Genomic DNA, 24,494 nt, shown 5'->3' with positions numbered 1-24,494 from the left:
CGAATTAGAATAATTAACATTTGAGTAACAATCCTCACTCATCGTTCCATCGCTTTGCATTGATGGCATGAGGTTTATTACATTTTTCATTCGCCCTAAGTGTGTCGAGGGTAAATGTAAAATTAGAACGGGTTTGCGTGAGCGATTACTTGAAATTAATTGGCTGTTTAGCCTTTAACTAAGCCACTGAATCCCATGAAGGCCATGGACATTAATCCGGCCGTTACTAGCGCTATCGAGTTGCCTTTGAACGGCAGGGGGACGTCGGCAACGTCGATTCTTTCGCGCAACGTCGAGAAAAGGGTCAATACCAGCGAAAAACCGACCGCGGCACCGAAACCGTATAAAGCCGATTCCAAGAAGCCGTGTTGGGTTTGTACGTTCAGCAGGGCAACGCCTAGAACCGCGCAATTAGTGGTAATCAGGGGCAAAAATATGCCCAGTACCTGGTAAAGGAGCGGGCTGGTTTTGTGAACGACCATTTCGGTAAATTGCACAACAAAGGCAATCACGACGATGAAGGTGATCGTGCGTAAATATTCCAGTTCTAATGGGATTAATAGATAACGATTCGCCAAATAACTGCAAACGGCGGATAAGGTCAGTACAAAAGTCGTCGCGAACCCCATTCCCAAGGCCGTTTCCAGTTTTCGGGAGACGCCCATAAAAGGGCATAATCCTAAAAATCTTACCAATACAAAATTATTGACCAGTATCGTACTTACCAGAATGATTAGATATTCTTTCATCGACTGAACTAAGTCCGGATATGCCGGAAAAGGGTTATTAGAAATGTTGTTTTTTCAAGACAACGCATGTCAAGTGATAATAACCAACTATAACACTAAAGAATTATTCTGCAAATCAATGCCTGCCGATATATAACGAACAAGGGCATGCATTATAGCGATATTAGCCAAAAAACAAAAACTAAGCGGAGTTGTTGCGGTTGATTTAATAAGCTAGGGTTGTTGTTCGGCTGCGACAATGTAGAAGTTGGCTATTCAAAAAAACTGACTTTACCGTTTTCAATATTATACATGGCGCCGATTATTCCGATTTCGCCGCTATTTGCCATCGCATTCAGAAGAGGGCTCTGCTGTCTAATTTGTTTGACCATGATTTCGACGTTGCGTTCGGCAACTTGTTCAACGAGAGAGTCGTCAGGGTTGCTGATTCGAGCTAGCCGGCCGTTTTTAACAGAGTCGACCGCAGGTCGAATCTTATCGAGCAAGCCGGTTAGGTGATCGAGTTTTGCGTCGGCGCAGGCGCCCTTGATTGCGCCGCAGTGGCTATGGCCGAGTACGACAATCAGCTTGGATCCTGCCAATTTACAGGCAAATTCCATGCTGCCTAATATATCGTTATTAATAACATTGCCGGCAATGCGAACGCTGAATATGTCGCCTAAGCCTTGGTCGAAAATTAATTCGGCCGAGGTGCGCGAATCGATGCAGCTAAGAATAATCGCAAACGGAAACTGGCCTTCGACGGTTTCATTGATTTGTTCCAACTGGTTACGGTTGGCTTTAAGATTGTAGACGAAGCGTTGGTTGCCTGCTTTTAAGATTTCTAAAACGTCTGCCGGCGTCAGCGACTGTTGCGATTCTTTGTCGAGCGGATGAACTCTTTGTACCGGCTCGAGAACGCCGTACCCCCTCAGATTTTCGATAACTAAATGAATATTCTTACGTTCGGCTTCGATTTTAAAGTTTTGTATGATTTCATAGACGTCGAAGTCGATGTATTTGGAGCTGGTTGCATCGATAACGACTTCAGAATTTTCGGGAAGTTGGTCAAGTAGCTGCAGGATATTGGCTTTATTAAGAAAAGAGACATTTTCAGATAATGTAATAAAGTGTTTATTGGCTTTTTGTTCCTGATGTAGATAAAAGCCGACTTTCAAATTTTCCAGCAAAATAAAAAACAGTGCGATGCTCATGCCGATCGCAATGCCGGTTAGCATGTCGGTAAAAATAAGCCCAAGCACAGTCGCGGCAAAGGGGATGAATTGATATATCCCCGTTCGGTACATTGTTATGAAGCGACGCAAGTCTGCCATCTGGCAACCAATGACTAACAAAACCGCCGCAAGACTCGCCAGCGGAATGGTATTCAAAAGGCCGGGAATCGATATTACCGCTGTTAGTAATAATGCACCATGAATGAAAGCCGAGGCCTTGGTTCTGCCGCCCGATAAGATATTGGCAGAGCTGCGCACGATGACTTGGGCGATCGGGATGCCGCCTAACAAACCGGAGCAAATGTTGCCTATGCCTTGTGCTTTCAGTTCCCTATTATTTGGTGTCACTCTTTTATACGGGTCTAGCTTATCGACGGCTTTGACGCACAATAGAGTTTCGAGACTGGCAACCATGGCTAGGGTGAACCCGGTCGTGTAAACTGATGGGTTGGTGATTTGCGAAAAATCCGGCAGCGTTAGGTAAGCAATCAGTTCGACGGCTCGATCGACCTCGGGTAATGAAACCAAATGATTGCCGCTCAAAGCCAACTCGGGAAACCATCCGAGGAGTAATTGATTAAATGCTACGCCGGTTAATATGGCCGCCAATGCACCGTGAATCCATTGCGTAAAACGATATTGTTTAATGAATGGCGACTCCCAAAGCAGTAGAATAGTCAATGATGCCAGCGAAATAATAACCGCGCCGGGAGAAATAAAATCGAGCATATGGACCAATTCGGATGCCGTTGTGAATTGGTCGCTTTGAGTGAAGGAGATATCGCCTTCATAATCAGCGTCGTAGCCGAATGCATGCGGTATCTGTTTCAGAAAAATGATAATGCCGATTCCGGTCAGCATGCCGGATATGACCGCGGATGGAAAATAATAGCCGACGATGCCTGCGCCGAGTCGTCCCATGGTCACCTGAATAAAACCTGCTATAACGACGCTTAGCAGGAAGGCTTCAAAGCCAAGACTTTGTATCGCGGCATGGGCGATAATCGCAATGCCGGCAGCGGGCCCGCTTATGCCAAGAGATGATCCGCTTAAACCGGAAACGACCAGTCCGCCGATGATTCCGGCAATCAGTCCTGAAAACAGCGGTGCGCCGGATGCCAGTGCGATACCTAGCGATAACGGCACGGCGACCAAAAAAACCACGACGCCGGCGGGAAAATCGTACCTAAGACTGGCATTAAAGCCGAAAAGGTGCTTGCGTTCGCTCATCAAAGGCTGATCTTCTAACATGATTTTATCCGGTTAACGCTGTGTTTCTTAAATTAAGGCGCTGAATTATTATACTCCGCCTAGAAAAATATAACGCACACAACGGGTTTTCTACAGCAATTCCCGCTTGACGAGGATGCCGGCAGCATACCTAAGATTCTTTCTTGAGCAATCTTTTGAATACTTAGGTGTTTCGATAAACCTGTGCCGAAATTTGACCGGCAAAGGGTTTGTCTTGGTATTCCAAAATTTATTTGACAACATTAATATGATTTGCGAATGAGTAACTAAAATGAGCATTTTATGACAAAAAAAGCATTAATTACCGGCATCACCGGGCAGGACGGATCTTATTTGGCCGAGTTTTTACTCGAGAAGGGATATGAAGTTCACGGTATCAAACGCCGCGCCTCACTATTCAATACACAACGGGTCGATCATATTTACCAAGACCCGCATGTCGAAAATCAAAAGTTCGTATTGCATTACGGCGATTTGACCGATTCTTCCAATCTGACCCGCATTTTGCAAGAAGTACAGCCGGATGAGGTTTATAACCTAGGGGCGCAGTCTCATGTCGCGGTAAGTTTCGAATCGCCGGAGTACACGGCCGATGTCGATGCGATGGGGACGCTTCGTTTATTGGAAGCGATTCGTTTGTTGGGCTTAGAGCAAAAAACCCGCTTTTATCAGGCATCCACTTCGGAATTATACGGCTTGGTACAAGAAACTCCGCAGAAAGAGACTACGCCGTTTTATCCTCGCTCACCTTATGCGGCGGCCAAGCTTTATGCCTATTGGATTACCGTGAATTACCGAGAAGCCTACGGCATGTATGCCTGCAACGGCATTTTGTTCAATCACGAATCGCCGCGCCGGGGCGAAACCTTCGTGACTCGAAAAATTACCCGAGGCTTGGCTAATATTGCGCAAGGCGTCGAACAGTGCCTTTTTATGGGTAACATGAATGCGCTTCGCGATTGGGGGCATGCCAAGGATTATGTACGCATGCAGTGGATGATGCTGCAGCAGGATGAGCCCGACGACTTCGTTATCGCCACTGGCGTTCAATTCAGCGTTCGCGAGTTTATCGAATGGTCGGCGTCCGAGCTGGGAATAACGCTCCGCTTCGAAGGCAGCGGGGTTGACGAGGTCGGCGTGGTCGCATCGATTGACGGAGATTCGGCGCCGGCATTGTCGGCGGGCGATATCATCGTTCGCGTCGATCCGCGTTATTTCCGTCCGGCAGAGGTCGAAACGCTATTGGGCGATCCCACCAAGGCCAAGGAAAAGCTCGGTTGGGTGCCGGAAATTACGGTGCGCGAGATGTGCTCCGAAATGGTGCGCGAAGACCTTAAAGCCGCCAAACGTCATGCCTTGTTGAAGTCGCATGGCTTGGATTTGCCGGTCTCGGTGGAGAGTTAATAATGAGCCGCGATCTCAATCAGACTGTTTTCGTGGCCGGCCATCGAGGCATGGTCGGTTCCGCCATCGTTCGACGGATACAAAGTTTAGGTTATCGGTCTATTTTGACGGCAGGCCGCGACGAGCTTGATCTATTGGATCAGGCGGCCGTAATGGCTTACTTTTCGGCGCACCGGATCGATCAGGTTTATTTGGCGGCGGCCAAGGTCGGCGGCATTCATGCCAATAACACCTTGCCGGCTGAATTTATATACCAAAACCTGATGATCGAGGCGAATATTATCCATGCGGCCCATCTTGGCGGCGTTCAGCGATTGTTGTTTTTGGGCTCTTCTTGCATCTACCCTAAGCTTGCCAAGCAACCGATGCACGAGCAGGCGTTGTTGACGGGCCTGCTCGAGCCGACCAATGAACCGTATGCGATCGCCAAAATTGCCGGCATTAAGTTATGCGAGAGTTATAACCGCCAATATGGGCGCGATTATCGTAGCGTGATGCCGACCAATCTCTACGGGCCGAACGATAACTTTCATCCCGAAAACAGCCATGTGATACCGGCCTTGATTCGGCGCTTTCATGAAGCGGTTCAAGCCGGTGATGACGAAGTCGTGATTTGGGGCAGCGGGACGCCGATGCGTGAATTTTTGCATGTCGACGACATGGCCGCCGCCAGCGTGCATGTGATGGAGCTGGATGCCGGAATTTACCAAGCGAATACTCAGCCGATGCTTTCCCATATCAATGTCGGAACCGGGGTGGATTGTACAATTCGGGAGTTGGCCGAAACGCTCGCGAAGGTGACCGGGTTCAAAGGCAAGTTGAGCTTCGATGCGACCAAACCGGACGGGGCACCCCGTAAGCTGATGGATGTGTCACGTCTTAAAGCGCTGGGTTGGGAATATCGTATCGGTTTAGAGGAAGGTTTAACAGATACTTACCGATGGTTTGTCGACCATATCGGGAGGGCGAGGATATAGCGATGAATGCTTATTCATGATCGTTAAGGTTTAACAATCCGGCGTATGATATACGACAATATCTGAAGTCGATGCGTAGAAGCTATTAGAGCTTTTAACTGTAACTAATGGGGTAGAAGGTATATAATCCGAAACTTTTAAATAGTTATTACTCAATTCTCACCGGAAAAAAGCATGGTTGGTAAGCTGGTTAAATTTATTGTAGGTAGTCGCAATGACCGACTGGTCAAAAAGAAAAGGAAGCTGGTCAAAAAAATTAACGCGCTCGCTTCCGATTATGAAAAGTTATCCGATAGCGAGTTAAAGGGCAAAACACAAGAGTTTCGTGATCGTCTCGAGCAGGGCGAAAAGTTGGATAATTTAATCCCGGAAGCCTTTGCAACGGTAAGGGAAGCCTCTGCTCGGGTATTCGGCATGCGTCATTACGATGTGCAATTAATCGGCGGTATGGTTCTTAATGACGGCAAAATTGCCGAAATGAAGACCGGCGAGGGGAAAACCTTGATGGCGACCTTGGCGGCTTATCTTAATGCCTTGCCGGGACGCGGAGTGCATGTCGTCACGGTCAACGATTATCTCGCGGCTCGCGACGCGCAATGGATGGGACGCGTATACGAGTTTTTAGGTTTGACGACCGGCGTTATCGTTAGTCGCATGGATAGCGCGGAGAGGCGAACCGCTTATACTGCCGATATCACCTACGGTACCAACAACGAGTTCGGCTTCGACTATTTGCGCGACAACATGGCTTTCAGCTTGGCGCAAAAAGTACAGAGAGATTTAGCATTTGCGATCGTCGACGAGGTGGATTCGATTTTAATCGACGAGGCGCGCACGCCATTAATTATTTCCGGACCGACCGAGGAAAGCACTGATATTTATATCAAAGCCAACGAGATCGTGCCTTTTTTGACCAAACAAGAAAAAGAAGATAGTCCGGGCGATTTTTTTGTTGACGAGAAAACCCGGCAGATTTATTTGACCGAGGAAGGCCATGAGCACGTCGAACAATTGATGACCGAACATGGCTTGATGGTCGATGGAGGTAGTCTTTACGATGCGTCGAACATTCGGCTAATGCATTATCTGAATGCATCGTTGCGCGCCCATCATTTATTTCAAAAAGACGTCGATTATATTGTTGCGAACAATGAAGTCATGATCGTCGATGAATTTACCGGGCGCATTATGCAGGGACGGCGTTGGTCTGAAGGCCTGCATCAGGCCATTGAAGCCAAAGAACGCGTGACGATACAAAATGAAAATCAAACGCTGGCCTCGATTACATTCCAAAATTATTTCCGCCTCTATGAAAAGCTGTCCGGGATGACCGGTACGGCCGATACCGAAGCGTTCGAATTGAACAAGATTTACGGTCTTGAAGTGGTCGTCATTCCGACCCATCGGCCGATGATTCGTAAAGACATGGGCGATTTGGTTTATTTGACGGCTCGGGAAAAATACCAGGCCATTGCTCAAGACATCAAAAGTTGCGTTGAGCGTGGTCAGCCGGTTTTAGTCGGAACGACATCGATCGAAAATTCCGAGATCATTTCCGCATTACTTACCAAGGAAAATATTAAGCACGAAGTATTGAATGCCAAACAGCATGAACGCGAAGCGCATATTATCGAACAGGCCGGTATGCCGGGCGCGGTAACGATTGCAACCAATATGGCCGGGCGAGGTACCGATATCGTGTTGGGCGGTAATCTTGATGCTGAACTGGCGGCGCTAGGCGAGGAAGCCTCAGAAGAAGATCGGGAAAAAGTTCGCGGAGCATGGCTCGATCGTCATCAACAAGTCATTGCCAGCGGCGGCTTGCATGTAATCGGTTCCGAGCGTCACGAATCGCGGCGTATCGACAATCAGCTACGGGGGCGCTCGGGGCGACAAGGCGACCCGGGTTCTACAAGATTCTACTTATCGCTCGAAGATCCGTTAATGCGTATTTTCGCCTCCGACCGCGTTGCAGGCTTGATGCAAAAATTGGGTATGGGTGACGGCGAGGCGATCGAGCACCCTTGGGTCACTCGTTCGATTGAAAACGCTCAACGAAAAGTCGAAAGCCGGAATTTCGACATACGTAAACAAATCTTGGCTTACGATGATGTCGCTAACGATCAGCGCAAAGTGATCTATGCGCAACGCAACGAGCTTATGGCCGCGGAAGATATTTCCGATATCATGAGCGAAATCCGCAAGGATGTGGTCAATAATGTCATCACGCAATACATTCCTCCAAAAACAATGGAAGAGCAGTGGGATACTAAAGGTCTGGAAGATCATCTTTTGCAAGAATTTAATGCCGATATACCGGTCAGGCAAATGCTAGAGGATGACAAAAGACTTAATGAAGCCTCGTTGCGTGAGCGGATTGTCGAGTTGGTCGAGCAAAACTATAAGGAAAAAGAACTCAAGATTGAACCTAAAGTATTGCGGCATTTCGAGAAATCGGTGATGTTGCAAGTCTTGGACAATAGTTGGAAGGAACATTTGGCGGCGATGGATCATTTGCGTCAGGGCATTCATTTTAGAGGTTATGCGCAAAAAGATCCGAAGCAAGAATATAAGCGTGAAGCCTTCGAAATGTTCACCAGTTTGCTGGATCATATCAAGTACGAGGTGATTGGTATCCTTGCTAAGGTTCAAGTGACTCAGGAAGAGGATGTTCAGGCGATAGATGAAATGAGACAAGCGCCCAAGGAAATGCATTACGAGCATGCCGAGGCGGAGCCGATAGCGGCACCAGTCGAGGATGCGCCGCTGCTGATGGAGCCGGAAAAACCTGTCGATCAGCCGTTTGTTAGAAATGAGCGTAAAGTAGGTCGTAACGACCCTTGCCCATGTGGGTCAGGAAAAAAATATAAGCAATGCCATGGGCGTATTAGTTAGATGCTCACTCCGAGTGTTTCTAGTTGGTGAACGGCGAGTCAATGCATAGTCGTGCATTGGGGGCTGGTGCTACCTAGATGTCTTCGGCTTGTCGTCAATGGCATGGCACACTACCATTAAGTTAATCCGTTCGTGGTGAGCTTGTCGAACCATGGACGGCTTAACTTAATTTTTCCGTTCATCCTTCGACAAGGCTGCCCTGAGAGCCGCTCAAGGGCTCAGGGCGAACGAAAAAAGTCCTTAACTTAATGGCAGTGATCCATGGCATGAATATTCGCTTGTCTGAATATTAAATAAAGTATTACTGAGCGCCCGCTTTTCAAGCGGATTAAGGTTTAATTTAATCGCCTTAAAGCACTTGTTTAATGAAAATAAACCAATATGATTGATATGTACGAACAATCCGAAGAGCCATCAAAAATGCCTAGCACTATTTTCAAAAAAAGTAAGCCGGACCCAACGATAACCAAACTTCCAAGTTTGTCGTTGGATAAGGATCATTTGATTACCGATTTCAAGCGTTATTACGCTTATCGCTTAGGGCGCGACGAAAACTGTCGGTCTCCGTATTATGCATACGAAGCCTTGTCTTTAGTCATCAGCGACAGGCTCATCGAACGTTGGAAAAATACTTACAACGCCTATAGGGATACCGATTGCAGAAAAGCTTATTACCTGTCGATGGAATTTTTGATGGGGCGAACCTTGAGCAATGCGATGCTCAATCTAGGCGTGACTGACGAAGCCACTCGCGCGATGTATGATCTCGGATTGGAAATTGAGGAATTGGTCGATAGCGAACCGGATGCAGGGCTTGGCAATGGCGGTTTGGGGCGATTGGCGGCCTGTTTTATCGATAGTTGCGCCACCTTGCAACTTCCGGTCATCGGTTATGGGTTGCGCTACGAATACGGCATGTTTAGTCAAGTCGTGCAGAACGGCGAGCAAGTTGAAAGGCCCGATCATTGGTTGAGAAACGGGAATGTTTGGGAAATTGAAAGGCCGGAGTATGCGCATCGGATCAAATTCGGAGGGCGTACCGAATCGCATAGCGATGAAAACGGCAACAAAAGGGTTTGTTGGGTCGATACGCAAGATATTCTCGCGGTTCCCTACGATACCCCTATTCCCGGGTACAACAACGGTACCGTAAATACGTTGAGGTTATGGAAATCGACCGCGACCGAGGAATTTAATCTGCAAGAATTCAATGCCGGTGATTATGCCGAGTCGGTAGCCGCTAAGAATACTGCGGAAAATATCACCATGGTGCTCTATCCGAACGATGCCAATGAGAACGGTAAAGCATTGCGCTTGAAGCAGCAATATTTGTTGGCTTCAGCCAGTTTGCAGGATGTTATCGCTAACTGGGTTGGGCGTCATGGCAACAACTTTACCGAATTTGCCGAGAAAAACTGCTTTCAATTGAACGATACGCATCCTAGTATAGCCGTGGCTGAATTGATGCGCTTATTGGTCGATATTCATGGGTTGTCTTGGAATGAGGCATGGAGCATTACGAATAAAACCATGGCATATACCAACCATACCTTGTTGCCGGAAGCGTTGGAGCGCTGGTCAGTGAGTTTGTTTGAGCAGCTTTTGCCGAGATTGTTGGAAATTATTTACGACATCAATGCGAAGTTCATGGCCGAAGTCTCGACACATTGGCCGGGCGATCTCGATAGAATGCGGCGCATGTCGATCATCGAGGAAGGCGCGGAGAAGCAAGTGCGCATGGCTTATTTGGCCATTGTCGGCAGTTATTCGGTTAATGGTGTCGCCGAATTGCATTCGAAGTTATTACAAGAAGGGTTATTCAAGGATTTTTACGAATTATGGCCGTCTAAGTTTAATAACAAGACGAATGGTGTGACTCCACGCCGTTGGTTGGCCGGTTGTAATCCTGCTTTGGCGGAACTGATCACGGAAACCATAGGCGACGCTTGGATAACCGATTTGTCGGAGTTGCAAAAACTGAAGCCTTATGCCGAGGATGCCGCGTTTCGTAGAAAGTGGCTGGCTATTCAACGCCAAAATAAGCAACGCTTAATCGACTATAAGAAGAGCGAACTCGGCCTCGAGTTGTCTGCCGATGCCTTGTTCGATGTGCAGGTCAAGCGGATTCATGAGTATAAACGGCAGTTGCTCAATGTTTTGCATGTCATACATTTGTACGACAAGATAAAGCGCGGCGATACGCAAGATTGGGTTAATCGTTGCGTGTTAATCGGAGGTAAAGCGGCGCCCGGTTATGTGATGGCTAAAAATATCATTAAATTCATCAATAATGTTTCCGATGTCATTAATTTCGACCCGGAGGTCGGCGATAAATTGAAATTGGTTTTTTTGCCGAATTATCGGGTTTCCGCGATGGAAATCATTTGTACCGGAGCCGATTTATCCGAACAAATTTCGACGGCCGGCAAGGAGGCTTCCGGTACAGGCAATATGAAGTTCATGATGAACGGAGCGATTACGATCGGCACTTTGGATGGCGCTAATATTGAAATTCTCGAAGAAGTCGGTGAGGATAATTTCTTTTTATTCGGCTTAACAGAGGATCAAGTCGAGGCAATGAAAGGGCATTACGACCCTAACGCTATTATTGAACAGGACAATGATCTAAAAAGGGTCGTGAACCTCATTGAATGTGGGCATTTCAATTTGATGGAGCCCGGTATATTCGATGATCTTCTTAATTCGATTAAAAGTCCTTACGATCCATGGATGACCGTTGCCGATTTTCGCAGTTATGTCGATGCGCAAAATCGTGCCGAGAAGGCCTTCCTCGATACCGAGCGATGGACCAAAATGAGTATTCTGAATTGTGCCTCGAGCGGAAAGTTTTCGACCGATCGGACCATAGGCGACTATAACCGGGATATTTGGAAGCTGACACCTGTTCGGATAGATGAGTTATGATTCTGTTTTTGGCCTGATAACCATTGAAACTTGTTTAGGCGTGGGATTTGCTTGTCGAGGAGTAATTATTCACCTTCCCTATCATTTATTGCTCCCACGCAGAACACTCATCATTATACGTAAGTCAAAAATTACCCTTTTGCAATCTTAGCCAATGGTGCCTCGATGCCATTTATTGTCACTTAATCTCTCGGCTCTCCCTCACCTAGCGCTGGGCGATCCGCGTAGCGTACCCCTGCACTTTATGTTTAACGATGAGCGCAGGGCATGGGAACGAAAATTGAATTAACCATGATGTTGAATCATTGCCAATGACCTATCGAATTTATCCCGCACCTTAATGAGCCAAAATATTAAGCATTGCTAATGGACTATGGAATTTAGGTGCTGGATTTAGGTGCCGGCTAAAGAGAAGTCGGATTAACTGCCGTTTTTGTTGCAAGGAAGTGTCGTTAATGTTTGATATCGTACTCTATGAGCCTGAGATACCGGCGAATTCCGGTAATATTATTAGGTTGTGCGCCAATACCGGTGCGAGCTTGCATTTAATCCAGCCATTGGGCTTTGAGATGGATGACAAAAAACTGCGCCGGGCCGGTCTGGATTATCATGAATGGGCAAACGTTTGTGTTTACGGTTCGTTGGCCGATTTTGTCGAGCAACGAAAACCGCCAAGGTTGTTTGCATTATCAACCAAAGGGCAAAAAGTCTATAGTGAGGTGGGCTTTGAGCCGAGTGATGCGTTTTTGTTCGGACCGGAATCGCGTGGTCTGCCCGCTAAGGTTTTGACATCAATGGAGCGGGACAAATTACTGTATTTACCAATGCAGCCAGATAGCCGCAGCTTAAATTTATCCAATACCGTTTCGATTGTATTGTATGAAGCCTGGCGGCAACAGTCGTTTGTCGGTGCGTTAATCAAATAAGGATTTAGTCATAAAAATAACTTCCCTATTTTTAAACTAAGGTAGGAAGGTTCGGTTACTCGATTGACAGATGTCGGCGGACGGAAAAATCACAGGCATCCTCGCCAAGCACACTCCGCACCTTTTTTCCTCAAATTCGGAATTGTTGGGTTAGCGGAAAGCGGGCAATTTACTCTTGTAAATGTGGATCAGAGAATCGACAATCTTTTCACCATTCACCATTCACCATTCACCATTCACCATTCACCATTCACCATTCACCATTACAAAATCATAGGCCTAGACAGTGTACTTGTAAAAGTTTAGCTAGCTTTCGGCTTTTAATTCGCGGTCCAATAGGTTTTGCACGGCTGCCAACGGCGATAAGTTCTCATAGAGTACCTTGTAAGTTTGTTCGGTAATCGGCATGTCGATGCCGTGCGTTTGTGCGAGCAAATAAGTTTCTTTTGCAGCCGATACGCCTTCGATCTCTTGGTTGATTTCTTCACGGGCTGCTGCGCGATCTTTGTTCTGTCCGAGTGCAAGTCCGAAGCGCCGGTTTCTTGATTGGTTGTCGGTACAAGTTAAAATCAGATCGCCGAGTCCGGCAAGGCCCATGAACGTTTCTTGTCGGCCGCCGAGTTCTAAGCCGAGCCGGATTATTTCATGGAGTCCCCGTGTAATGAGTGCGGCGCGGGTGTTGGCGCCGAAACTCAGACCGTCTGCAATGCCCGAGGCGATTGCCAATACGTTTTTAACCGCGCCGCCGGTTTGTACGCCGATCATGTCGGTGCTGGTGTAAGTGCGGAATCGTGCGCTGTGCAAAATTCGGGTTAATAGTTCAGCGAAGCCGGCATGATTAGATGCAATTGTAATTGCCGTCGGTAAATCGGCCGCAACTTCGCGGGCAAAAGTCGGACCGGATAAAACCGCAGTCGGAGTCTCTTTGGAAAATATGCGTTCGACCGAGTAATGTAACAAATATCCGTCGTTTGGTGCGAATCCTTTTGTAGCCCAAGCGATTTGCACCTGTTGGCCGGTAAATCGTCGTAGTTTGATTAGCGTGTCCTTGAATGCATGACTAGGAACGGCAATCAGGATTAAGTCGCTGAATGCTGCGGCTTCGGCAAGTTCCGAGCTGGTTTCAAGGGTGTTGGGAAAAACAAAACCGGGTAAGTAACGCTGATTGGTTCTATTCTGTTGTAGTGTTCGAATATGGGTTGGATCGTGTCCCCACAGCAGCGTACGATAGCCGTTTCGGGCTGCTTGTATCGCTAAAGCAGTGCCCCATGACCCGGCACCGAGTACGCTGATAGTTGAGGTCATGAGTCTTTAGTTGACCTTATTTGAGCCGGGAGCTTGCTGTTTGGCTTGTTGTAAGTGCTGAGCGTAGAGCGCATCGAAGTTGACCGGGGCCAGCAGCAGTTGTGGAAAACCGCCTTTGGCAACTAGGTCCGAAACAGCTTCGCGTGCATAAGGAAATAATATATTGGGGCAGAAGCTGCCGACCATCGGGCCCATTTCTTCTTCGCTAAATCCCTTCAAGGCATAAATGCCGGCTTGGCAGACTTCAACCAAATAGGCGGTTGATTCGCCGCATTTGACCGTGACGGTTACGGTCAAGGAAACTTCATACATGTCGTTTTCCAAGGTTTGCACATTAGTGCCAAGATTGAAATCGACTTTCGGTTCCCATTTTTCGGTAAAAATCTTCGGAGAATTCGGTGTTTCGAACGAAATGTCCTTGGTATAAATTTTTTGAATCGAGAAATGCTTTTCTGTGGGCTTGTTTTCTTCGGCCATGGGTTTTAAGTCCTGTTTTTATGAATAGAAAAAATTTAACTTTATTTCGTAAAAAGCTGGGGAAATCAGTTTTTGTTTTTACTGGCGACCTTAATAGGAAGCTTGTTTTCTTCCCAAGATTGCATGCCGCCGATGATGTTGTAAACATCTGAGAATCCCGCCTTGGTTAAGGTTTTGCAAGCCGGTACGGAGCGCGTTCCCGTTTGACAGACCACAATGACCGGGTGGTCTTTGTGTTGAGCGAGTTCGCCAAGTTGGCTTTCCAGTTTGGCGAGCGGAACGTTGACGGCGTTTTCGATAGCGCCTTTAATGAATTCATGCGGTTCTCGAACATCAATGATGATCGCGTCGCTGGCATTCATTTTTACGACTGCCAATAAAGGGGAGAGTGCTTTAAATTTATTGAACAGGCTCTCAAATAAGTCTTGAATCAGCAGGAAGGTGACGACTGCTAGTGCCAGTGACAATAAATAATGATTTAAGATGAACTCTATTAAACGATCCATTGGGTGATTGGTAGGGTAATTAGAAATTAAGGTGAAGGAAAAACAGTTGGTTTAGCAAGTGGTGCAAAAAACGTCACGCATCATTTTAATGAGTTTAAGCATGCGTTCGTCATCGATGTAATAAAAAACCCGGTTGGCTTCTTTTTTAGAGCCTAAAATGCCTTTTTCTCTTAGAATAGACAAATGCTGAGAGATGTTGCTTTGGCTGGTTCCGACTTGCTCGACGATATCCTGAACGTTAATCGATTCACTGCCTAGTACGCAGAGTATTTTTAATCGAAGGGGGTGGGACATGGCTTTCAAGCAGCGAGCAGCCCGGTCAATTTCCGCGTCGTTATTGATTAGATGATCTTCGTCATGATCCATGGAGTATCGATTCTTAAAAACCAAGCAGTGTGGGCTCAGGGGTGTTGAGAATTAGACTTCGATCGGTTGTCGTAAAAACTGCAAATATGACCGCGAAGTATATTTATACACAACATTTGCTAACGTGTATTACTATAATTATAGTGACAAACCGGACCTGACTATTAACAGTGAATTTCAAATAGCCAGTAAATCTAACAAAATGAGCGGCGCTTTTCAATCATTTTGACTGATTACGACAAACACGCCATTAGAAACGGGCGTGAAGTGATGCCTTTCGCAATTCAAATTTCGGCAGTGCCTTAGGAGGGTCCGAGCACCTCGATGCCGAATTTTGATCTACGATGATGGGTATAGTTACGAAACCGACGCTATAATTCGTTTCGTATTGAGAGCGTGCAAACAGGCTTTAAGCTAATCTATGCCCTCTATTCAAAAATTAGCTAAGGAATATGCACAAAAAACTTTATACAATTAATAGGCTTTGCGGCGGTTCGGTCGCTCGCTTGACAGGACACCGTGAACCCAGCACCTAAATTATCCATAGCCAATGGGTTATGGAATTTAGGTGCTGGGAGAATACGTGCATGTAGGCTTGACGGCGGCTATCCTTGCCGCCGACATCTGTCAATTGAGTCACCAAAACCCTTTTCAACAGTTGTCGAAGGTATTTTATGCTCGTTCCTTAACGAGTATTGGCATGCAGCAGCCGTTTGAAATGACGAGCAGATCCTCATTTGCAGAGGCTTGAAGGGCTTTATGAATAAAATTTTCGTCGGCTTCGCTTGGTTGGCGCTGAGTGGTTTATCTGTTCAGGTTGCAGCGGAAGAAAAAAATCGGGACTTGGTTAAAATTCAAGCCGAAATCGATGCAGTCAATCGGAATATAAAGCGGATTGAAAAAGAGCAAGGCGCATTATTAACGCAGTTGGCTGAAATTGAAAAATATTATGGCAAGACCGTCGCAACCTTAAAACAATTGCAAGGGCAAATCGATAGCAAGCAACGAAAGATTCAGGATTTGCGCAACAAAACGCGATTATTGCAACTTGAAATAGCTGAACAGAATGAAGGGCTAAGTCATCAAGTTAAAGCCGCTTACGCGATGGGCCGTAAGGAAAAGTTGAAGCTGATGCTTAATCAAGAAGATCCGGCTCTATCCAGCCGTATTATGGTTTATTATGCCTATCTAAATAAAGCGAGGCTGGAGAAACTGGCCGAAATTAGCCAAACGGTCATAGAACTCACCGAGCTGGAACGGGAAAACTTCAAGGAAAGTGAATTACTCGAGCAGACTTTGCAGTTAAAAAAAACCGAGCAAGAGGCATTGGACCGAAGCCGGTTGCAAAGGAAAGAATTACTGGTCCGTCTGGAAAAAGATTATTCCTCCAGCAAGCTTCGATTGAGTCAATTGCGGGAAGGCGAGGCTCGATTACAAAAATTGGTTAATGGCTTACAACAAGCGGCGATTAAACAGCCGTTTGAACCGGAACCGGGAAAACAGGTCATAAAGCAGCAAGAGACAGTCGATTGGCCTGTTAAGCCTTTCGCATCCGCGCAAGGAGACTTGCCTTGGCCTATTAAAGGTCAATTAGTAAAAAAATTCGGTAGCCCTAGGTTGGGAAGTCGTTGGGACGGCGTTTTGATCGGTGCGGGCGAAGGTACGGAAATAAGAGCGGTTTCTGCGGGCAAGGTAGTATTCGCCGATTGGCTAAGAGGTTATGGTTTATTGACGATCATCGATCACGGCAATGGTTATATGACGCTCTATGCGTTCAATCAAAGCCTTTATAAATCGGTCGGCGACCGAGTCGCTCCAGGCGATGTGATTGCCTCGGTCGGTAAAAGCGGCGGTAGAAGCAAGGCGGGTCTGTATTTTGGAATACGCAAGAATGGCAAGCCCGTCGATCCGGTTCGGTGGTGCCGCAAAACAGATTAGGATCGCACAGGATAAATGTATTATTTAAATCGGAAATCAGAAGTTTGGAGTTTTTAGGGCTATGCAGAAAAAAAGTTTATGGGGTTTGGTTCTGGGGATGTTCCTGGGCATTTTTATCAGCGTTGGCGGTAATGTCCTAGCTGAGCGAGGTACTCGATCATCGGAGACCGAGGTGTTGCCTTTTGAGGACCTTCGTACCTTTACCGAAATCTTTGGGCGTATCAAGCGCGATTATGTCGAACCGGTAACCGACAAACAGTTGCTCGAACATGCAATTCGAGGAATGTTGATCGGGCTCGATCCGCATTCGGATTACCTGACCGGCGATCAGTACAAGGAGCTTCAAGAAGGTACAACGGGACAATTTGGCGGTTTGGGGATTGAAGTCACGATGGAGCACGGTTTTGTGAAAGTCGTATCGCCAATCGACGATACCCCCGCCCAACGGGCTGGCGTGAAAGCCGGCGATTTGGTTGTCCGCTTGGATGATCAACCGGTTAAAGGGATGTCGCTGGGCGATGCGGTAAAGCTGATGCGAGGTGAACCAGGTAGCGGCATCGTGTTGACTATTATGCGCGAAGGCGAGGAAGCGCCGTTGAAAATTGAGATTATCCGGGACATTATCAAGGTTAAAAGCGTTAGAAATCGGCTTCTCGAAAAAGATTATGGTTATTTGAGAATCAGCAGCTTCCAATCTAAAACCGGTGAGGGTTTGCGTAAGGCTATGGCGGAATTAGAAAAGGAAAACGATGGAAAGCTAAAAGGATTAGTACTGGATTTACGCAATAATCCCGGCGGCGTCCTAAATGCAGCCGTTGATGTAAGCGATGCTTTTCTTGATAAAGGCTTGATCGTATACACCGAAGGACGTATTGAAAACTCCGAGATGCGTTTTAATGCTTCTCCGGATGATGTGCTCGATGGCGCGCCTATTGTGGTGTTGATTAATGCCGGATCCGCTTCGGCATCTGAAATTGTAGCCGGCGCACTTCAGGATCATCGGCGAGCGGTCATCATGGGCGAGAAATCGTTCGGTAAAGGTTCGGTACAAACTGTTTTGCCAACTAGTGGCGGAGCGGCGGTAAAGTTGACTACCGCACGTTACTTTACGCCTTCAGGCCGCTCTATTCAGGCCGAAGGCATCGAACCGGATATACAGTTAGACCGCTATAAGTTGGAATCGGTCGAAGGACCTGACTTTAAGCCGGTCAAAGAAGCCGATTTGTCGCGCCATTTAACTAACGGCAACCGGTCTACTAAGAAGCCGGAAACAAAGGATGCCGAGCAAGATCAAGAGAAAAGCAAATTGGAAATTACCGATTATCCGCTTCATGAAGCCTTGATGTTGCTGAAAGGGATCGCAATTTTGCGGAATTAACGTTTCTATCGGCGCATGAGACCCCGGCATTTCATTGGTTTATTAATCTTTGGGATGTCGGGGTTTTTTATTGTCTGGCATCCGTCCGCGGCAGAGTTAAATGAACGTTCGCGCATCGCCATCATTATGGACGATATGGGCAATAGTCTCGAAATCGGTACTGCCGCAATCGGATTGCCCGGTAATATCACATATTCGTTTTTGCCTTTTGCTATGCATTCCAGGCGGTTGGCATTACTTGCATCGCGTCACGGTAAGGAAATTATGTTACATGCGCCGATGCAGGCACTAAGCGACAAGCCCATGGGGTCAGGCGGGCTAACCGTATCGTTGGATCGCAATGAGGTTGTGCGTCGGTTTTCGGCGCAATTGGTGGCTGTTCCGGGTATTTCGGGTGTCAATAATCACATGGGCAGCGCTCTGACGCGTGATCCGGTAACAATGGGCTGGTTAATGGAGGCCTTAGCGAGGAAACCCGATGCTTTGTATTTTGTCGACAGCGTGACGACGGATCATTCGGTAGCCAAAAAAGTGGCGGATGCTCATCGAGTCCCTGCTTTGAGTCGGGATGTTTTTTTGGATCATGTGAATTCGGAAGTTAAGATCCGCGAACAATTCGAGTTGCTTATTTCGACCGCTAAACGACGCGGTTATGCCGTGGCGATTGGTCATCCGAGAGTGAATACATTAAAGGTTTTACGGGAAAGATTGTCGGACTTGGATCGAATCGGAGTCGAATTAGTGCCGGTTTCGGCATTATTGCCGCAATACCCCATTCCTCGGACATTTCCGGTTAAACAACGCCAATTGCCTGTTCAAATAGCCGAGCAAAAAGCGATGGAACCCTTGAAAACAAGAAAATATGGAGCGATACGGATTAGGCCAATATCTTTAAAGCCGAATTTTCAAACGGCAAGTGACAAATTGCTGATCCGAGAGTTTGATTTATTCTGATGGTTAAGGGTTTTGCAATAAATAATTTCCTGGCGCTATGGTCTTTGTCGAGGCTTTTCCTCAAGTTTGGCATTGCTCGGTGCGGCATAACGAGGCCACTGGGTTGTGTTAATCAAACTGACTGAATTTACTAAGTAATCGGACACCATATTGATGTAATTCTTATTTTAATTCGTTTGTCCTAGGCACAGATCATCTCTCCTTATAAGTTCAATGCCGAAATGCGATATGTGAAAATTATCTTTGGTAATCAAAATAAGGCATTTGGCACAAAGTTGGGGCATATAACATGGAGCTAAAGCGGCAATATTAGATGGCATAAAGCCAAAATGCTCTGTTGTTGCTAAGGGATATGCACAAAATATCTTCACCAAGAATTACGCTTTGAGGCACTCGCTTGATAAAACGCCGTGAACCCGGCACTTAAATTATCCGCGATAGTTAACCGTAGCCAATGGGCTATGGAATTTAGGTGCTGGGGGTTGAATCCGACCATGCTTAACGGCAGAATCTAATTGCCATGGGTGGCGTGTTTTACGGTGCTAGGGTGTCTCAGCAATTGCCGAGGAGCAAAAAATCTGCCCTGTTGCCGACACCTGTCAATCGAGCCAGCGAACCCCCTTCCAGCATTTGTCGGCGTTATTTCATGCTGACTCCTAACTTCCTTGAGTATGTCATCAACTGGTAAAAAAATACTGGCATCATCTTTGCCTTCTCTACTGAATAATAACCGGTGTCGTCGATTGCTATCTGTGATTTTTGGAGAATCGGTTTAAAGTCTAATGAATGGGTTTGGGGAGTGATAATGATGAGGTTTGGGTGTTCATGCGGCAAATGAAACTGGGCGTTTTTTTACCGACGAGCAATAGTCATTTGTCGAATAGGCGACGACAGGGACGGGGTGTCTCCGGTTGGGATCTTTCAGATTGTCAGCGTGTTGCGATAAAGGCCGAGCAGGCTAAATTTGATGCAGTCTTTATGAGTTCCGATGCGTCATTGTTCTGTCATTCTCAGGATGATGAATCGGTAAAGCTATTGATTTCGTTGGCGCGTGTTACCGATCGGATCGGTTTGGTGGCGCCGGCATGTTGCGATTACTCCGATCCATATGGTCAGGCAGGTTCGTTTTCCGCCCTCGCTCATATCAGTCGAGGGCGGGCCGGTTGGAATCCCGGGACGGAAAATAATAATGATCGAAATATTCTTACGGAGCGAACTCGCGATTATATTGATTTAGTGACTTCTTTGTGGGCAATGTGGGAAGTTGAAGATGGATTTGATAATTTATCCAGGCCCATCAATAAAAGCAACAAGTTGGATGCGGTAGTCTTGGAGCGAACCAATTATGATCACCCGGTACTGGTTCAAAATATTTTATCCGATAAGGATATTGAATTGGCGGCACGGAGTGCTGAAGTGGTTTTGGTTCGACAGAAGAATGAACAACAGGCAAGGTTGTTTTATTCCGAGCTAAAAGAAAAAGCGATCTGTTTCGGTAAGTGTCCTTCGCAGCTAAAAATTGTGTCGTGTGTGGTGCCTGTCGTTGCCGAGACAGCCGAGGCGGCTCATGAAAAATATCATTTACTCAAGGAGTCGCTAAACTCTGCGAAAAGATTAGGGTCGTTTGATTCCGATCTCGACAATGAAAGTACTACAGAGTCTATTCTGCAACAAGCATTACCGGAATGGTTCGATCATAACAGTTTCCGGAATGCCTCGATAGAATCGATACGCGGGCTGATGGACGTCGCGTCTGTGTCATTGCGAAGGCTTAATGACAGCGGGCATCGAGTCGTTATCGGTACACCAAAGCAAGTTGCCGATCAGCTGGAGGAGTGGTTTATAGGCGAAGCTGCTGACGGATTCGCTATCATACCGCCTTATTTACCCGGGGGATTTGACGATTTTTTAGATCTAGTCGTTCCGGAATTGAAATTTAGAAACTTATTCCGTGCTGAATATGAGGGAGTGACGCTACGCGATCATTTAGGTTTGATGCGACCGGTCAATGATTTAGCGAAACGGATGATTCAATTTTCGTTATCTTACTCCTTTTCATACTGAAAAATCGTTCGGCTTTGTTGATGGCGCCGTATTTATCAGTCAACGGGCGCCGATCGCCTGGCGCCGAAATTTGACTAGCAAGGGATATAGCTTTCGAAAGGCTATGTTCGCGTTAATAGTTGATACTTTATTACGCCAATGGTTGAAAGGAGGGTACGGTTGCTCGATTGACAGGTGTCGGCGGCAGGGAAAGCCGCCGTCAAGCCTACATGGACGTATTTACCCAGCACCTAAATTATCTATGTAATCAATCATGGCCAATAGACTATGGAATTTAGGTGCTGGGTTTACGTCGTCCTGTCAGGCGAGTAATCGTACCCTCTTTCACGCTCAGTGTTTTGGAAAGCAATCATTGACTATTTACTAAATGGTTTATTTAGTAGGAAAGAGAACCGTTTCAACTGCTAACGCGAACATAGCCTTTCGAAAAGGGTTTAATGACCGAGGTATAGAATGAATTATTTTTCTAAAAAGTCCGTTTGGGCCATGTGGTCGTTATGTTTGTCGTTGATATTATTTCCGCTGTGTGCCCAAGCGCATACTGAGGACATCGACAGCAGCGGCTGGCTTAGCGGTTTCAGTCATCCGCTTGAAGGTTGGGATCATCTATTGACGATGCTTGCTGTTGGCGTTTGGGCCGCGCAGCTTAAAGGTAACTCTGTATGGCAATTGCCGTTGGCCTTTGTCGGTGTGATGTGTCTTGGCGGATTATTCGGCGTGACTGGTTTTAATGTACCGGGCGTCGAACCGATGATTCTTTTGTCGGTGGGGGTGTTCGGGGTGTTGGCCTTGCGCAGAATTCGAGTGCCGGCGCTTGCGAGTATTTCAGTCGTGATGTTTTTTGCTTTTTTTCACGGCTACGCTCACGGACAGGAAATGCCTGCTTCTGCCGGTTTGTTGTCGTTTGCTTTGGGATTCGTAACCGCGACACTGTTATTGCACGGTACCGGCATCATAATGGTGCGCTTGGCAGTTTTGGCGTTCGCCACAGTGTTCGGAACTTCGGTTCATGCACAGGCGGTTGAGGATGATGGCGATAGCGTTTCGGATATCGAATCCGAAACGATACATTTGGAGTTGCTTCCCAATATGGTTGTGACCGAGCGCAGCGATTCTTTGGTCGGCATCGCCGATAGTGCTTCGCAAGGTAATATTGGCCAGGAACAATTGCAGTACCGACCTATCATTCGGCCGGGAGAGATCCTCGAAACGGTCCCCGGTCTGATTGCTTCTCAACATAGCGGCGAGGGTAAATCGAATCAATTTTTTTTAAGAGGCTTCAATCTCGATCACGGTACCGATTTTTTAACCAAGATCGATGGCGTGCCGGTGAATTTGGTCTCGCACGCGCATGGCCAAGGTTGGACTGATACGAATTTTTTGATTCCCGAATTGATAGCCACGATCCATTATCAAAAAGGCAATTACTACGCCGAAAACGGCGATTTTTCCAGTGCCGGCGCCGCCGATATTCGCTACGCCAATGCCTTGCCCGGACATATCGCTCGATTTACCGGCGGTAATTTCGATTATTACCGGGGGCTGTCGGCCGGCTCGCACAGGCTCGGTGACGGCAATTTGCTTTATGGCGGCGAAATCGTTCATAACGGGGGGCCCTGGACGGTCAGCAACGATTATCTGAAATTCAACGGTGTGCTTCGCTACAGCGAGGAGTACGAAAGCTCGGGCTGGAGCGTCACCGCGATGGCCTATAAAGCCGACTGGGATGCGACCGATCAAATTCCCCGGCGTGCCGTCGACTCCGGAACGATCGAGCGCTTCGGCACACTCGATTCAACCGACGGCGGGAGCAGCCGGCGTTACAGTTTAACCGGCGAATGGCATCGTCAAGACGACGTGTCGGCATCCAAACTGACGGTCTACGGGATTTATCATGAACTCGACCTGTACTCGAACTTTACCTATTTTCTTGCAGATCCGGACCGTGGCGATCAATTCGCTCAGCCTGATCGGCGTTGGACATCCGGTCTGAACGCAAGCCACACCTTTTTTCATAAAATCGGGTCGTTCGACTCCGACAGCACCATCGGTTTGCAGGTGCGGAACGACTCAATCCGTAACGGTTTGCTGTTGACCGAGGCGCGGCAGAGGTGGGATACCGTTCGTAGCGACGATGTGCGCGTGACCAACGTCAGCCCGTATTTCGAAAATAAGACCCGTTGGACGTCCTGGCTTAGAACGCAAGTGGGCGTTCGTTTCGACGGCTTTCAATTCGACGTTTCCGACAGCAACCGGGCCGAAAACAACGATACGCGTACCGACGGTATCGTTAGTCCGAAAGCCGGTATCGTATTCGGGCCGTGGGCCGATACCGAGTTTTACCTGAACGGCGGTCTCGGTTTTCATAGTAACGATGCGCGCGGCGTCAACCAGCGCGTCGATCCTGCAAGTGGGGATACGATAGATGGAGACGGTAATCAGGTTAACCGCGCCGTGCCGTTAGTTCGTACTTACGGGGCCGAAGCTGGTTTGCGCACGACCTGGCTTAAAGGGCTGCAGAGCACGTTATCGGTTTGGTGGCTGGGTATCGATTCCGAATTGTTATTCGTCGGCGATGCGGGAACGACTGAAGCCAGCCGTCCTAGCCGTCGTTTCGGCGTCGAATGGGCAAATTATTATTCGCCGATCGGTTGGCTGACCTTCGATGCCGATTTCAGCTTTTCGAAAGCGCGTTTTCGCGGTAACGATCCGGCCGGTAATCGTATTCCTGGTGCGATTGAAAGCGTGATGGCAACCGGTGCCACGGTTCACGATATTTTCGGAGGTTTCTTCGGCGGCCCAAGGTTGCGTTATTTCGGACCGAGACCGTTGATCGAAGACAACAGTGTCCGTTCGGATTCGACGATTTTGTTATCGGCGATGCTCGGTTATCGTTTCGACCAGACCTGGACCGTGCAGGCCGAAGTGTTTAATATCCTAGACCGCAAAGACAGCGCAATCGACTATTACTACGAGTCGCAACTGCGAGGTGAAGCCGATCCAGTCGAGGACATTCATTTTCATCCCGTCGAACCGGTCAGTTTCAGAATGAGCGTAACCGCGAATTTTTGACTCGGATTCGAAAGCGCTAACAAAGAGAAAACTGGCTACTTATACTCATATATGGACTCCTCGTTTATTGCAAGCCAAGTTTTCAAAAATTGA

Annotated in this window: 16 protein-coding genes; 10 read left to right on the top strand and 6 right to left on the bottom strand. The window is 47.4% G+C overall.

All coding sequences use genetic code 11. The annotated features are described in order from the left end of the window. Positions 1–167: 167 nt before the first annotated feature. A complete protein-coding gene (gene rsxA / locus ACRJJO_RS13440; protein ID WP_404359680.1) occupies positions 168–749 on the bottom strand; it encodes an electron transport complex subunit RsxA in 582 nt (193 codons plus the stop codon). Positions 750–1,000: 251 nt separating this feature from the next. Beyond that, complete coding sequence (locus ACRJJO_RS13435) at positions 1,001–3,214, bottom strand: bifunctional SulP family inorganic anion transporter/carbonic anhydrase (protein ID WP_431066213.1); 2,214 nt, start codon at positions 3,212–3,214, stop codon at positions 1,001–1,003. A gap of 282 nt (positions 3,215–3,496) precedes the next feature. On the opposite strand from ACRJJO_RS13435, the gene gmd reads away from it, so the two are divergent. The 5 genes from gmd to trmL all read left to right on the top strand — a co-directional run bounded on the left by gmd (position 3,497) and on the right by trmL (position 12,341). Next, complete coding sequence (gmd, locus tag ACRJJO_RS13430; protein ID WP_431066212.1) at positions 3,497–4,618, top strand: GDP-mannose 4,6-dehydratase; 1,122 nt, start codon at positions 3,497–3,499, stop codon at positions 4,616–4,618. Positions 4,619–4,620: 2 nt separating this feature from the next. Further along, the gene (fcl, locus tag ACRJJO_RS13425; protein ID WP_431066211.1) at positions 4,621–5,595 is read left to right on the top strand and encodes a GDP-L-fucose synthase; all 975 of its coding nucleotides are present in this window, start codon (positions 4,621–4,623) and stop codon (positions 5,593–5,595) included. Positions 5,596–5,769: 174 nt separating this feature from the next. Continuing rightward, positions 5,770–8,490 carry a preprotein translocase subunit SecA gene (gene secA / locus ACRJJO_RS13420; RefSeq protein ID WP_404359688.1) on the top strand — a complete coding sequence of 907 codons (2,721 nt, stop codon included), beginning with the start codon at positions 5,770–5,772 and terminating at the stop codon, positions 8,488–8,490. Between the two features lie 420 nt (positions 8,491–8,910). After that, positions 8,911–11,415, top strand: a complete 2,505-nt coding sequence (locus ACRJJO_RS13415) for a glycogen/starch/alpha-glucan phosphorylase (RefSeq protein WP_431066237.1) — start codon at positions 8,911–8,913, stop codon at positions 11,413–11,415. Positions 11,416–11,870: 455 nt separating this feature from the next. Then, positions 11,871–12,341, top strand: a complete 471-nt coding sequence (trmL, locus tag ACRJJO_RS13410) for a tRNA (uridine(34)/cytosine(34)/5-carboxymethylaminomethyluridine(34)-2'-O)-methyltransferase TrmL (RefSeq protein WP_431066210.1) — start codon at positions 11,871–11,873, stop codon at positions 12,339–12,341. Between the two features lie 306 nt (positions 12,342–12,647). On the opposite strand, the gene ACRJJO_RS13405 is transcribed toward trmL, so the two are convergent. The 4 genes from ACRJJO_RS13405 to ACRJJO_RS13390 all read right to left on the bottom strand — a co-directional run bounded on the left by ACRJJO_RS13405 (position 12,648) and on the right by ACRJJO_RS13390 (position 14,995). Next, the gene (locus ACRJJO_RS13405; protein ID WP_431066209.1) at positions 12,648–13,646 is read right to left on the bottom strand and encodes an NAD(P)H-dependent glycerol-3-phosphate dehydrogenase; all 999 of its coding nucleotides are present in this window, start codon (positions 13,644–13,646) and stop codon (positions 12,648–12,650) included. Between the two features lie 6 nt (positions 13,647–13,652). Next, the gene (gene secB, locus ACRJJO_RS13400; protein WP_431066208.1) at positions 13,653–14,123 is read right to left on the bottom strand and encodes a protein-export chaperone SecB; all 471 of its coding nucleotides are present in this window, start codon (positions 14,121–14,123) and stop codon (positions 13,653–13,655) included. A gap of 65 nt (positions 14,124–14,188) precedes the next feature. Further along, on the bottom strand, positions 14,189–14,629 hold the full coding sequence (locus ACRJJO_RS13395; RefSeq protein WP_431066207.1) for a rhodanese-like domain-containing protein: 441 nt from the start codon (positions 14,627–14,629) through the stop codon (positions 14,189–14,191). Positions 14,630–14,680: 51 nt separating this feature from the next. Beyond that, positions 14,681–14,995, bottom strand: coding sequence for an ArsR/SmtB family transcription factor (locus tag ACRJJO_RS13390; protein ID WP_014146945.1), 315 nt, complete (start codon positions 14,993–14,995; stop codon positions 14,681–14,683). A 759-nt stretch (positions 14,996–15,754) separates the two neighbouring features. On the opposite strand from ACRJJO_RS13390, the gene ACRJJO_RS13385 reads away from it, so the two are divergent. From ACRJJO_RS13385 to ACRJJO_RS13365, 5 genes are all read left to right on the top strand, one after another. Continuing rightward, positions 15,755–16,933 (top strand): murein hydrolase activator EnvC family protein, encoded by a 1,179-nt coding sequence (locus ACRJJO_RS13385; protein WP_431066206.1) that lies wholly within the window; start codon positions 15,755–15,757, stop codon positions 16,931–16,933. 61 nt (positions 16,934–16,994) lie between these two features. Continuing rightward, the gene (locus ACRJJO_RS13380) at positions 16,995–18,311 is read left to right on the top strand and encodes a S41 family peptidase (protein ID WP_431066205.1); all 1,317 of its coding nucleotides are present in this window, start codon (positions 16,995–16,997) and stop codon (positions 18,309–18,311) included. 54 nt (positions 18,312–18,365) lie between these two features. Then, positions 18,366–19,265, top strand: a complete 900-nt coding sequence (locus tag ACRJJO_RS13375) for a divergent polysaccharide deacetylase family protein (protein ID WP_431066204.1) — start codon at positions 18,366–18,368, stop codon at positions 19,263–19,265. Positions 19,266–20,051: 786 nt separating this feature from the next. After that, entirely contained in the window at positions 20,052–21,329 is a 1,278-nt protein-coding gene (locus ACRJJO_RS13370; RefSeq protein ID WP_431066203.1) for an LLM class flavin-dependent oxidoreductase, read from the top strand. A 453-nt stretch (positions 21,330–21,782) separates the two neighbouring features. Further along, positions 21,783–24,401 (top strand): TonB-dependent receptor domain-containing protein, encoded by a 2,619-nt coding sequence (locus tag ACRJJO_RS13365; protein ID WP_431066202.1) that lies wholly within the window; start codon positions 21,783–21,785, stop codon positions 24,399–24,401. Positions 24,402–24,494: the final 93 nt, after the last annotated feature.

It is taken from the genome of Methylotuvimicrobium sp. (assembly GCF_050611805.1).
Taxonomy (GTDB): domain Bacteria; phylum Pseudomonadota; class Gammaproteobacteria; order Methylococcales; family Methylomonadaceae; genus Methylotuvimicrobium.
Note: the sequence above shows the minus strand (reverse complement) of the source record. Positions and strands in the feature narration are given on the sequence as shown.